Source organism: Nostoc sp., assembly GCF_036917435.1.
In the GTDB taxonomy this organism is placed as follows: Bacteria; Cyanobacteriota; Cyanobacteriia; order Cyanobacteriales; family Nostocaceae; genus Nostoc.
Genome location: NZ_JBALDM010000037.1, coordinates 82,851 through 94,910, shown reverse-complemented (window position 1 = coordinate 94,910; position 12,060 = coordinate 82,851). Strand labels below are relative to the sequence as shown.

Here is a 12,060-nt window from a genome sequence, read left to right as displayed (position 1 = left end):
TAATCTACTAACTGTGAATTCTTGGTTCTGAGTGCAAAGTCGCCAGCAACTCGCTTTCGACAATTGCTAATTCATCAAGCCGTTGCATGACAATTTCTTTGTCGAAATAAGTAGCAGCTAAAACCCAATATATACCGTAGTGACGCGCTTCGGATGCCATTAACCCCCGATAAAATTTTGCTAGCTCTGGTTCTGGACAGTGAGCAGCTAATAGCCCCAGGCGTTCGTGAGAGCGAGCTTCGATTAAACCAGTGACTAGTAAGGAATCCAAAAATCGCTCAGGTTCTTTAGGGCGAACTTGAGCCTTTAAACCTGCGCCGTAGGGAGGTGGGGGTAAAGGAGCTAAGGGAATGTTCCGGCGTTCTAACCATTGGTTAACTAGCTCAAAGTGTTCTAGTTCTTCACGGGCGATCGCAGTTAATTCCCGAACCATTTTAGTATTGGAAGGGTAGCGAAACATCATGTTCAAAGCCACGCCTGCTGCTTTGCGTTCACAGTGGGAGTGATCGAGTAAGATGATGTCTAAGTTAGCGATCGCTTGTTCAACCCAAGCAGAGCTAGTGGGCTGTTTTAGGACGTTAATAGTTGGTAACTGAGTAAGCACAGAGTCACAAAACTCCAGAATATTAATTTAGCTGAGTACCTTAGCAAATTGATTTTAATCGTGGATGGCGCAATTTGTTGCTTTTATAGCCCAAGCGAATAGAATTCACGCCTATATAGGCTTAGTCCACCTCCACGGACTAAGAAAAACTGAGGGTTAAATGTAAGATTAAACTGGTAGCACAACACGAGACTTCATGGCCATAAGGTTTATTCTGAGCGATTATGTTGACCGAGCGATCGCTCAGGCAATTTATGACAAGCTCAAAGATGGTACGTTTGCAGGTAGGATTCCTGTTTGCAAAGGAGTGATAGCCTTTGCATCAACTTTGCGCGAGTGTGAGGATGAATTACGCTCAATACTAGAAGACTGGATTTTGCTTGGGTTAAAGCTGGGACATTCTCTACCAGTAATTGATAATATTGACCTCAACAAGGAGCCGACTCTTGAGCCGATAGATACCCTGTAAGCGTCGTGATTTTGTAAAGAAATTACGATGGCTTGGCTTTGATGGGCCTTTTTCTGGAACAAGACATCAGTTTATGGTTTACGGGGAATGTCGCCTAACTATTCCCTCTAATGATGAATATTCTGTACCCCAATTGCGGATGATGATTGGGGAAGTTGAGGTTATTCTAGAGCGGGAAATCACGCTAGAAGAATGGAATAGCTTTTAAGATTTGGCGAGAAGCGATGTCTGATGACAACAGCGATCGCTTCCAAAATGAATACGTGAATTACTCAAATAAGTAAGCAAACTGGGGTTTGAGAAAGCAGAAGTTGATTTTACTTGCAGAAAACACCAAAATGAGTAAGCAAACTGGGGTTTGAGTAAGTAAAAGCTTCTTTTGAGAAAGCAGAAGTTGATTTTGCTTGCGGAAAACACCAAAATGAGTAAGCAAACTGAGGTTTGAGAAAGCAAAAGCTTTTTTTGAGTAAGTCAAACGCCATTTTGAGTAAGTAATCAGGGATTTTTACTTAGCTTGATATAAATTTTAGTTTACGCGATCGCAAATCTAGCTTTTAACATGGTAGGCTTTGCACAGAACTTGCCTATTCTGGGTTTGGGGGGAGGCGATCGCGCAAATATGCCAAATTTTCACGCACAGTAATAGTATTTGGATGATTTGCGCCTAACCGTTGCTCAAAAATATCTAATGCTTGCAGATACAATGGTTCGGATTTTGCATAATTTCCTTGTAAGTAGTAGAGTTTTGCTAAGTTGTTGAGACTAATTGCGACATGTGGATGTTCTTCACCCAGCAGTTTGCGCCTAAGTGCCAAAGTTTGGATGTCAAGGGGTTCGGCTTCGCTGTACCTGCCTTGGGAACGGTAGAGTTGCGCTAGGTTGTTGAGACTATCTGCGACAGATGGATGTTCTTCTCCCAGTAAGCGTCGCCTTAGTTCCAATGCTTGCAGGTTTAAAGGTTCGGCTTCGCTGTATCTTCCTTGAGATTCATAGAGTCCTGCCAGGGTGTTGAGGCTATAGGCAAAATCTGGATGTTCTTCTCCCAGTAAGCGTCGCCTTAGTTCCAAAACTTGCAGATTGAGGGATTCGGCTTCGCTATATCTCCTTTGTAAGTAGTACAGGAACGCTAGGTTGTGGAGACTATGGGCAAAATCTGGATGTTCTTCTCCCAGCAAGCATCGCTTTAATTCCAAAGCTTGCAGGTACAGAGGTTCGGCTTCGCTGTATCTTCCTTGGTAATTGTAGAGTCCCGCCAGGTTATTGAGACTATGGGCAACAGATATATGTGACTCTCCCAGCAAATGTCGCCTGAGTTCCAATGCTTGCAAGAACAGGGGTTCGGCTTCGCTATATCTTCCTTGGGAGTTGTAGAGTTGTGCCAAGTTACTGAGGCTAAGTGCAACATCTAGATGTTCCTTTCCCAGCAAATGTCGCCTGAGTTCCAATGCTTGCAAGAACAGGGGTTCAGCTTCGCTATATCTTCCTTGTAAGTAGTATAGTTCTGCCAGATTGTTCAGACTTTGGGCAACAGATACATCTGACTCTCCCAAGCGCTTTTTAGTGACTGTTAGAGACTGTTCATACCAAGATACTGCTTGATTATACAATCCCTGATCTTGATACAATTGAGCGTTACCGATGAAAGCCCAAATTAAATCTTCATCCTTGACGTATTGAATGAGATTCTTTGCTACTTCTGCTAAATGAGGTATGGCGGGAGTAACATTGTAGATTTGTTTAAGAGTAGGGAATTCAGGAATATCTTTAGCAACTGCTACCATTACCCTACAAAGCGATCGCTTTAATTCCTCTGCCTGTTCTAAACCTGTACACTGATATTGAAAAAACTCCCTCAATAGTGGATGCAGTTGGTAAATTCCCTCACCTTTACGCTGAAGTAAATGCAGATTCAGCAAGCAATCGTCTCTAATTTCTTCCAAATCTCCAACATCTTCATCTGGTAAACACTGTTCCACCAACTTCCAAGGTATAGGTGCGGCGGCAAATAAACTCAATAAACAACCCAATTGCTTATCATCGTCCTCTAATTCTTGCCAACTCAACTCAAAGGCTGCTAACACACCTCGTTGTGCTGTCATGTCAGCTTCCGACTTAGATTTAGAGAGGGAACGCTCATCTAATCGCTTGTTCTCCAATCGCCGCAACATTTCTGCTAAAGATAAATCCTGTTTCCGCGCCAGATAGCGCCCCACTAATTCCACACCCAAAGGTAAATATCCTAACCATTCACACAACTGATTTGCTGTAGCTAATTCTCGCTCAATTCGCTCTGGTGTTTCTTTGAGTAAAGACTTTAATAACTCTAGCGCCGCCTCTGGTTGCAGCACATCTAAAGATAATTGTGCGATGCGTCCCAACTTCTGGCGCGTAGTCATCAGCACTTTAAACCGAGAAGATGACGACGGTAAATAACGCTTAACTTCCTCGTAGTCGCTGACATCATCCAGCACTAGCAGCACATCACCTTCACGCCAACGCCGCCAACAGTATTGCACTTGGGCGAGTAAATCAAAATCTTCTGGCGGCTTTAAATCAAGCTGCGTTCTGGCAAACTGTACAACTTGAATGCCCACATCCCCAGTTTTTGCTAGCAACCAGCAAAGCCCACCGTTGTATGTTTCGCGGTGCTGAATGGCATATTGTAAGGCGAGTTCTGTTTTACCTACTCCACCCATCCCAGCGATCGCAGCAATGGCTACTTGTTTATTATCCTGCAAAAGTTGGTGCAGATTTTGCAATTCTTTTTCACGCCCAACAAAATCAACTACCCCACTCAGGGGTAAATTTTGCGGTGTTCCAGTCGGGGGATTTAACTTTGCCCGTTCCCCTTCAGGCGACTTTAGTCAGAAATTAAAGGTTTGATTGCGGTTGTCATTAGCAACGTTCCCGACATTCCCGCCATAATTTTTATGAACGGTGTTCGTAAAATTCTGGATAATAGAAGGTTGAGATTTAACAGTATCCGCCACCGCCTCAACAGCTTGAGCAATTTCAGGGTCTTTTTTTGCCGCTTCTTCTACCTGCTCAACCAAAGAAGCTTGACTATAATCTAGCGGTTGTGTTTGAGCCAGTTCTATAGCACTCGCCGTATTAGGTGCTTTACGTTTCAGCAGTAAGAATAATTTACCGCCTTGCTCTAAAACCTTTCCACCCAGAACTTCACCAGTTTTTTCAAAGGCTTTGGTGATGACCAAGGTTGCGATCGCAGCTGCTGTAAGTGATACTGGCTCCATAAGTTTCCCAAAACACACGAGATTTTACTTATGGTTCTCAGTTTAACAGCCTCAAAACACCTAATGAAGAGAGTTAACTTAGCTGGCAATAAAATAGACAAACATATACACTTATAGACAAACCTATAAGTGTTTTTATGTTTAAGCCTCATGAGTTTGCACAAAAGATCGGAGTATCCGTTAAAACCTTACAGAGATGGGATACCGCAGGAAAACTCCCAGCCTTGAGAACTTTATCGGGACATCGTTTTTATACTGAAGATGATTTATTGGTAGCTCAAGGATTAAAGCCAACTGTTGCAAAGCGAAAAGTAATTGTTTATTGTCGCGTGTCTTCTAGTGGTCAAAAGCCAGAACTAAAAAATCAGATATCAGCAATGGAAATATTCTGCCTAAATCGCGGTTTAGCTGTTGATGATTGGATTTCTGAGATTGGTGGGGGATTGAATTTTAAAAGAAAGAAATTTTTATCTATTATTTTTTCAATTCTTAAAGGTGAAGTTTCTATCCTCGTATTAGCCCATAAGGATCGCTTGTGCAGATTTGCCTTTGAATTTATTCAAGAACTAGCAACCTCAGTAGGTTGTGAAATAGTGGTAGCGAATCAAGAATCTCTTTCACCTCAACAAGAACTTGTAGAAGATTTAATGGCAATTATTCATTGTTTTTCTTGTCGCTTGTACGGGTTAAGGAACTATTCTAAAGAACTTAAAGATACTTTTGAAAAGGCTATTGACAAACCCATACAAGATATTACAGAATTAGACAACAAAGAAATCCAGTGTTGAGGTCGAAACAATGCTTTTATCCATCAAAACAAAGTTAAAACTAAGTAAAGCCCAAGAAATAATAATGTGTAAACATGCTGGGATTGCTAGGTTTACCTACAACTGGGGTTTAGCTACTTGGAAAGACTTATATAGCGATGGATTGAAGCCTAATAAATATATTCTTAAAAAGTTCTTCAACAATCATGTTAAACCTGAGTTTTCATGGATTAAAGAAAAGGGAGTTTGCCAAAAGATAACTCAATACGCTTTCGACAACCTGGGGGATGCTTTCTCTAGATTTCTTAGTGGTAAAGGCGGATATCCTAAGTTTAAAAAGAAAGGTCATCACGATTCTTTTACTATTGATGCTAGTGGTAAGCCTATCCCTGTTGGAGGTAAGTCAATAAAACTGCCTACAATCGGATGGGTCAAAACTTACGAAGGCTTGCCACATACTATTTGTACTCATATTACTATTTCTCGGACTGCTGACAGTTGGTTTATTGCTTTTGCTTACGAACAAAATCATACTCCAACTATTAAACAACATGAGGTAGTTGGAGTTGATGTTGGCGTTAAAGAACTAGCTACGCTATCTACTGGCGTAGTTTTTCCTAATCCCAAACATTACAAAACCAATCTAGAAAAGCTCAGAAGGTTATCTAGAACATTTGCTAGAAAAAATCAAGGTTCTAACAACAGATATAAAGCTAAAATTCAACTCGCTAAACATCATGCTAGGGTAGCAAACCTCCGAAAAGATACTCTCCATAAAATCACTACTTTCTTATGCAAAAACCACGCAAAAATAGTAGTAGAAGATTTGAATATCTCTGGTATGCTAGCCAACCATAAATTAGCTCAGGTGATAGCTGATTGTGGCTTCCATGAGTTCAAGCGCCAGTTAGAATATAAAGCTAAAAAATTTGGTTGCGAAATAATAATTGCTGACCGTTGGTATCCGTCCAGTAAAACCTGTTCAAAGTGTGGGCATATTCAAGAGATGCCACTTATGGAAAGAACCTATAACTGTGGTAGTTGTGGTCATTCAATGGACAGGGATTTAAACGCAGCAATAAATTTATCGAGGTTGGCTAAACCTTGAAAGCTTACTGAGGGATAACCGCTCCCATGCTCCCAGTGAAGTAAGAAATAAATGTCTAGACTTGTCTAGCATTTATATAGCAGCAAATAACAAAATGAATTATATAGCGTTTCCTAATCATAGAAGGTACATCATAGCCTCTCCTCGCTTGCGGGGAGGGGTTGGGGGTGAGGTTCAGTACCTACTCAACGGAGAACCACTATAAAACAAATTAAAGGGACGACTCCAACAGATGAAATCGTCCCTCCCGAATTATAAAAGTGAAATATTCTCTATCTGCTTACTCTAGAAGGTTTAACCCACTCATCCCAAGAGCTATCGTAGCCATTATAAGTAATTTTATAAAGATCGTTATTAACTTCTAAAACCTTCCCTTTATACCATTTCCCCTTCCACAAAATTCTCACTGCATCTCCAGATTGAAATGATGCCCGAAAGCGTTGAGTACCAACCCATTCATTCCAGGAACTACTATAACCTTCATAAGTAATATAGCAACGCTCATTCTTGACCTTAAGTACCGTTGCTGGATACCATGTTTCCTTCCAAAAAACCTCAGCCTTTTGTCCCACAGAACAGGGTGAGGCAGCTAAAGCGCCAGGTATTAATGTTCCTACCCAAGTTGCCATGAAAATAGCACCAAACAATACTTTATTTTTCATGATTCTTTCTATCCTCAAATAGTAAAACGGAATTTTGATGATGATTTATGGAAATCTAATTCAAAGCTTCCAACTAATTACTATTGTTATGGAATTGAATTAGCGATCGCCTCAGCAAAAATTAGGAATTTTCGCCGTTAGTTGTGAAGATATCGCATTTAAAATAAACAAAAATCTTAGATCCCCGACTTCTTAAAGAAGTCGGGGATCTTGTTGCTCGTAGTTATACTGAAACTAGACTTCAGGGTTTATTATTGATATTTTTTAAATTACCGGATCTAACTTCATAAATTCCTAGCAAACCCGATGCTACTAACAAAGGTAAAAAATAATAGACTCCCCGATAAGCCAGCATTGAACCCAAAATTGCCGCCGCCGAAACTTTAGATGAGAGAATCAGCAAAATTATAGTTTCAAATACTCCCAAACCACCGGGGACATTACTAACAACACCTGCAAACATCGCTAGTAAGTAGATACCCAAAAAGTCCAGATAGGACAAAGATATATTACCGGGAAGCACAGCATAAAGAACTGCTGCTGCTAAAATCCAATCAAAACCAGAAATTGCTATTTGGATAAGGGATATCTTAAAATCAGGAAATCGAAATTCTTGTCCACGAATTATTAACGGTTGTTTAATAAAAATACTTCCTAGCAAATAACCAGCGACTAATAGCAGAAAAATCACGCCGATGGGACGCACAGTAGCAAAAGGTAAATGTAGTTGAGTGGGAATTTTGAGCGGATTGATGAGGAACAAGCAACCTGCAACGGCAAACATCCCCAACCAAAAAGTAAAATTGGCGAAAGCAATTACTTGTGCGATCGCAACTGCTGACACTCCCCAAGTAGTATAAAATCGATAACGGATAGCACTACCAGTCAGTAGGGCAAAACCAATAGTATTACTAAAGGCAGAGCTAATAAAGCTGGTTAAAGCAATTTTGTTCCAGTTTAGGGAACGATTAATGTAACTAAAACCTAAAATATCGTACCCAATCATCACTAGATAGCCCAAGGCTGTCAGCCAAATTGCCCAGCTTAAGCGGCTTTTGGGGATAGCAGCTAGAGAGTTGAGGATATCACGATAATTATACTCGTGCAGTTCGTTAGCGATCGCCACCACAGAAATCACCAACAGCGATAAGCCGAACAGTGTGCTGAAATTAAGTTGTAGTTTTTTAAGCATCCTAAAGAAACTTATCCTAACTCTTAACTTTTAACTTACAACAAGTCGCAAAGTTTCCATCCTGTTGACACAACATTGACAAATTACTTGCGTAAAGTTAATGTTTATGATCACAGATTGTCTAATGCCCTTCAAAGATGAACTATAAACAATCAAAAATTCTTTTGCTAGTTTCAGTCTTAACCCTAGTTGCCTGTAATTTATCTGAAAATGTCGTAGCAAAACCACCGCAACAGCAAGATTTACCTACAACACCTTCCATTCTTCCAAATCGGTCTAATACTGGCGATTCAGCAACTTTATTAACTTATAAAATTGAAACCTACGATAGTCAATTAATGGGTGCAAATCGCACTTACGGCGTTTCTTTACCCCCTGGCTATGAACAAAACCCAAAACAAAAGTATCCTGTAATCTTTCTCCTTCACGGCGGACATGGTTATCCCAGTGATTGGTTTATTCAAAAAAAGGGAGAAGCTCTCAAAACAGTGGAACAACTTTATGCTACAGGTAAGTTGCCACCCAGCATCATTATTACACCAGATGGCTACGACAAACGCGGCTCTAGTCGCTACCGAGATCCCGAATATATCGATGGCCCTAACGGGAAAGTCTCCACAGCCGTAGGTGATGAGTTAGTAAAAGTTGTGCAAAATCGTTATCGGACAATAAATAATCCTGATTTTTGGGCAATAGGTGGTTTATCTTCTGGTGGTTGGGGTGCAATGAATGTGGGGTTACACAACCTGAAACACTTCTCAATTTTATTTAGTCATAGTGGTTATTTTCAAGATAAAAGCGGCCCTACAAATAGCCCAATAGTTTATATTAAAAACATTCCCACATCAGCTACAAAAAGATTGCGAATTTACCTAGATTCAGGTACAGCAGATATTGAAGAAATCAACGAAGCCAAAAACTTTTCTAACGTACTAAGCGAACTAAAAGTTTATAATTTGCTTCGTCAGTTTCCTGGGAGTCACACTTGGCAATACTGGCGGGAACATTTAGCCGATTCTTTGACATTTGTGGGGGAACAGTTTAAATCTGCTCAAATAGCAAACATGACTGGTAATTTAGGTGTTAATCAAAAGAAAAGGACTCCAAATAATTAGCAATTTCCAGGATAAATAATTTTATTTGAGAAAAATATTGATATTTAAACATCAATTTAGAAAACTATGCTGCCATTTGTCAGCAGGTTAACTATAGTAAGTTCTAATGAAGGTGTTTTTTTCAATGTTAAATAAATATGAAGATTTCTAAATTATTAATTAGTTTGCTAGGAGCGATCGCACTCCTGACTACTGTTGGTTATTATTATGTATTTATCTTAGGTGCGCCACAACTAGACCCACCCCAAGAAGAGGCAAATACCGGGCTAAAACTTCAATTAGCAACCTTCAACTCTCAAGCGATGGGTGCAGTCCGCAACTACGGCGTGATTTTGCCGCCTAACTATAACAAAAATCAGCAAAAGCGTTACCCTGTGATATTCTTGCTACATGGTGGTCATGATGATGCCCGTGCTTATGCTGACAAGTATGCAATTTTAGATATACTGCATGAACTTTATCAAAATGGAAAATTACCGCCATCAATTGTGATTACACCTGATGGTAATGATAATCGCGGTTCGAGTCCTTTATACGACCCCGATTATTATGATGGCCCGAATGGCAAAATAGGAACTTTAATTGGTTCAGAATTAGTGCAAGTTGTCAAGTCGCGCTACCGCACCTTAAAAGAACCCCAGTCTTGGGCGCTGGGAGGTTTGTCTTCTGGGGGATGGGGAGCTTTTAATATAGGATTACGCCATCTCAACACTTTCCATATTCTGTTTAGCCATAGCGGTTATTTTACTGATAATAGCGGTTCACAAAATAGTCCCCAACAAATTGTGCAACAGCTACCAATTGAAGATAGAAAGCAATTGCGTGTTTACTTAGATGCAGGTTTGAACGATACTAATTTGTTGGCTTCTACCAAAGCCTTCAGCGTAACCTTAAATCAATTAGGCATTGCTCACGTATTTTATGCATTTCCAGGAGGTCATGGTTTGTCTGGTGCTAATATAGGCTGGAATTACTTCCACAAGCATCTTAAAGATTCCCTCTTCTATGTAGGTGAACAATTTAAAAAAGTTAGTAGACACGATTAATCGCGTCTGTTTTAACACCAAAACCAATGACTAATGACTAATGACTAATAATTTAAAAACTAAGATTGGACTTTGGAGTGCAGCCTTCCTTACAGGTTTAGTGGGAATAGTAAATTTGTTGTCAGCAGTGACACCTAACCTCTATGGGCGGAATCACTGGTTGAAAGAATTTTTACCATTTGAAATTCGTGCCACTGGTCATGTATTTGCAGCACTGACGGGGTTTATTCTACTCACACTTGCTACTAACTTATTACGCCGAAAAAGAATAGCTTGGTTACTGACCGTTGCTTTACTAGTAATTTCTATTCTCAGCCATTTACTTAAGGGATTGGACTATGAAGAAAGTCTCCTCTCTGGAGTTTTGCTGATGCAATTGATTTTGATGCGCCATTCTTTCACCGCGCAATCAGACCGTCCTTCGATCGCACGGGGAGTTAGAGTGCTGGTCAGTGCTTTGCTATTTACCCTAGCATACGGAACTATTGGATTTTACTTATTAGACAACAAATTTTCAGAAAATTTTAATTTGCGTGAATCTGTACTTCAGACTTTAGCGATGTTCTTCACTGAGGATAATTGGGGACTACAACCAAAGAGCCGATTTGGAGAATTTTTTGCTAATTCTATCTATATTATTGCCGCAGTTACTATTACGTATGCAATAGTAATGTTATTGCAACCTGTGTTTTGGCGTAATTTAGCAACATCAAATGAGCGAAAAAGAGCTAAAGATATTGTCGAGCAATATGGACGTTCTTCTTTAGCAGCGATCGCACTCTTAAATGATAAGAGTTATTATTTTAGTCCTACTGGTAATAGTGTAATAGCTTATGTTCCCAAGGGAAGGGGCGCGATCGCATTAGGAGATCCCATCGGCCCTATTGAAGAACGCAAAGAGACAATTGTTGCTTTCCAGCAGTTTTGCCAGCGCAATGACTGGTATCCAGGCTTTTACCAAACTTTGCCCGATGATGTTGAGCTTTACAAGTCATTGGGATTTAAGGTACTCAAAATTGGAGAAGAAGCGATCGTTGATCTAAAAAGTTTTACATTACAAGGTAAGGCAGGTAAAAACTTTAGACCATCAATCAATCGTTTAACTAAACTGGGATATCAAATCGAATTTTACCAACCGCCCATCGCCAATGATTTATTGCACCTCCTCAAACCTGTGAGTGATGAATGGCTAAAGATGGTACAAGGTTCGGAAAAACAATTTTCTTTAGGTTGGTTTGACGAAGCTTACTTACGAGAGTGTGAGATTGCTGTGGTGCATAATCCTGAAGGTAATATCAGCGCTTTTGCCAACATTCTCCGCGAGTACCAACTCAACGAAGCAACTATTGACATGATGCGACATTGCTCATCTCTTGAGAATGGAACGATGGACTTTCTATTTATTTCCCTACTTCAGCATTTTAAAGAGTGTGGTTACGACAGCTTTAATTTCGGTCTTTCCGCCCTGGCGGGAGTTGGAGATAACCCAGAATCACGCCGCTTAGAGAGAGTATTGCACTATCTTTACGAGCATTTGAATCGCTTCTACAACTTCAAGGGACTACACGCCTACAAAGACAAATTCCGCCCCGGCTGGGAACCGCGTTATTTAGTTTACCCCAGTTTAGCTGCCTTACCAGATGTAGTTGTAGCATTGATTCGCGCAGATTCAGGCGATCGCCTTTTTGATTATTTCAAACCTGGAGCGTAAAAGCATCTATTTTGGTGCTAACGCCATAACACCTCATTCCAGGGCAATATGACACAAATCAACATTTTATAGTATAATTGTACCATAAAGCAATGAATATCCGGTGAGTATGTAATGCTAAGTTTGGCAGGA

The 12,060-nt window shown here is 40.3% G+C and carries 12 protein-coding genes; 7 read left to right on the top strand and 5 right to left on the bottom strand.

Features of this window, described 5'->3' with window-relative positions; genetic code table 11:
• Positions 1–7: 7 nt before the first annotated feature.
• Positions 8–604: a tRNA-(ms[2]io[6]A)-hydroxylase gene (locus V7K98_RS17500; protein ID WP_334857513.1), complete on the bottom strand. Its 597-nt coding sequence runs from the start codon at positions 602–604 to the stop codon at positions 8–10.
• Between the two features lie 196 nt (positions 605–800).
• Here V7K98_RS17500 and V7K98_RS17495 point away from each other — a divergent pair, with 196 nt between their 5' ends.
• Together V7K98_RS17495 and V7K98_RS17490 are read left to right on the top strand one after the other, a co-directional pair.
• Positions 801–1,073, top strand: a complete 273-nt coding sequence (locus V7K98_RS17495; RefSeq protein WP_335023983.1) for a type II toxin-antitoxin system HicB family antitoxin — start codon at positions 801–803, stop codon at positions 1,071–1,073.
• A 73-nt stretch (positions 1,074–1,146) separates the two neighbouring features.
• Positions 1,147–1,281, top strand: coding sequence for a hypothetical protein (locus V7K98_RS17490; RefSeq protein WP_335023981.1), 135 nt, complete (start codon positions 1,147–1,149; stop codon positions 1,279–1,281).
• 376 nt (positions 1,282–1,657) lie between these two features.
• Here the strand turns inward: V7K98_RS17490 and V7K98_RS17485 are convergent, their stop codons facing one another.
• Positions 1,658–3,832 carry a tetratricopeptide repeat protein gene (locus V7K98_RS17485; protein WP_335023980.1) on the bottom strand — a complete coding sequence of 725 codons (2,175 nt, stop codon included), beginning with the start codon at positions 3,830–3,832 and terminating at the stop codon, positions 1,658–1,660.
• Positions 3,833–3,937: 105 nt separating this feature from the next.
• Positions 3,938–4,327, bottom strand: coding sequence for a hypothetical protein (locus V7K98_RS17480; RefSeq protein ID WP_335023978.1), 390 nt, complete (start codon positions 4,325–4,327; stop codon positions 3,938–3,940).
• A gap of 137 nt (positions 4,328–4,464) precedes the next feature.
• Here V7K98_RS17480 and V7K98_RS17475 point away from each other — a divergent pair, with 137 nt between their 5' ends.
• Together V7K98_RS17475 and V7K98_RS17470 are read left to right on the top strand one after the other, a co-directional pair.
• Positions 4,465–5,115, top strand: a complete 651-nt coding sequence (locus V7K98_RS17475) for an IS607 family transposase (protein WP_335023976.1) — start codon at positions 4,465–4,467, stop codon at positions 5,113–5,115.
• A gap of 10 nt (positions 5,116–5,125) precedes the next feature.
• Complete coding sequence (locus tag V7K98_RS17470; RefSeq protein WP_335023973.1) at positions 5,126–6,202, top strand: RNA-guided endonuclease InsQ/TnpB family protein; 1,077 nt, start codon at positions 5,126–5,128, stop codon at positions 6,200–6,202.
• A gap of 272 nt (positions 6,203–6,474) precedes the next feature.
• On the opposite strand, the gene V7K98_RS17465 is transcribed toward V7K98_RS17470, so the two are convergent.
• Together V7K98_RS17465 and V7K98_RS17460 are read right to left on the bottom strand one after the other, a co-directional pair.
• A complete protein-coding gene (locus tag V7K98_RS17465; protein ID WP_335023971.1) occupies positions 6,475–6,864 on the bottom strand; it encodes an agenet domain-containing protein in 390 nt (129 codons plus the stop codon).
• Positions 6,865–7,105: 241 nt separating this feature from the next.
• Complete coding sequence (locus V7K98_RS17460) at positions 7,106–8,056, bottom strand: lysylphosphatidylglycerol synthase domain-containing protein (protein ID WP_335023969.1); 951 nt, start codon at positions 8,054–8,056, stop codon at positions 7,106–7,108.
• Between the two features lie 137 nt (positions 8,057–8,193).
• Between V7K98_RS17460 and V7K98_RS17455 the strand changes: the two genes are divergently transcribed.
• The 3 genes from V7K98_RS17455 (at position 8,194) to V7K98_RS17445 (ending at position 11,928) form a co-directional block, all read left to right on the top strand.
• On the top strand, positions 8,194–9,171 hold the full coding sequence (locus V7K98_RS17455; RefSeq protein ID WP_335023967.1) for an alpha/beta hydrolase: 978 nt from the start codon (positions 8,194–8,196) through the stop codon (positions 9,169–9,171).
• Positions 9,172–9,308: 137 nt separating this feature from the next.
• Positions 9,309–10,217, top strand: coding sequence for an alpha/beta hydrolase (locus V7K98_RS17450; RefSeq protein WP_335023965.1), 909 nt, complete (start codon positions 9,309–9,311; stop codon positions 10,215–10,217).
• A gap of 40 nt (positions 10,218–10,257) precedes the next feature.
• Positions 10,258–11,928: a phosphatidylglycerol lysyltransferase domain-containing protein gene (locus V7K98_RS17445; protein ID WP_335023963.1), complete on the top strand. Its 1,671-nt coding sequence runs from the start codon at positions 10,258–10,260 to the stop codon at positions 11,926–11,928.
• Positions 11,929–12,060 lie beyond the last annotated feature (132 nt).

Bases quoted from the DNA above. Each gene is read 5' to 3' on its own strand.
- V7K98_RS17495 (WP_335023983.1), top strand. From the start codon at position 801: ATGGCCATAAGGTTTATTCTGAGCGATTATGTTGACCGAGCGATCGCT.
- V7K98_RS17490 (WP_335023981.1), top strand. From the start codon at position 1,147: ATGGTTTACGGGGAATGTCGCCTAACTATTCCCTCTAATGATGAATAT.
- V7K98_RS17480 (WP_335023978.1), bottom strand. From the start codon at position 4,327: ATGGAGCCAGTATCACTTACAGCAGCTGCGATCGCAACCTTGGTCATC.
- V7K98_RS17475 (WP_335023976.1), top strand. From the start codon at position 4,465: ATGTTTAAGCCTCATGAGTTTGCACAAAAGATCGGAGTATCCGTTAAA.
- V7K98_RS17470 (WP_335023973.1), top strand. From the start codon at position 5,126: ATGCTTTTATCCATCAAAACAAAGTTAAAACTAAGTAAAGCCCAAGAA.
- V7K98_RS17465 (WP_335023971.1), bottom strand. From the start codon at position 6,864: ATGAAAAATAAAGTATTGTTTGGTGCTATTTTCATGGCAACTTGGGTA.
- V7K98_RS17460 (WP_335023969.1), bottom strand. From the start codon at position 8,056: ATGCTTAAAAAACTACAACTTAATTTCAGCACACTGTTCGGCTTATCG.
- V7K98_RS17455 (WP_335023967.1), top strand. From the start codon at position 8,194: ATGAACTATAAACAATCAAAAATTCTTTTGCTAGTTTCAGTCTTAACC.
- V7K98_RS17450 (WP_335023965.1), top strand. From the start codon at position 9,309: ATGAAGATTTCTAAATTATTAATTAGTTTGCTAGGAGCGATCGCACTC.
- V7K98_RS17445 (WP_335023963.1), top strand. From the start codon at position 10,258: ATGACTAATAATTTAAAAACTAAGATTGGACTTTGGAGTGCAGCCTTC.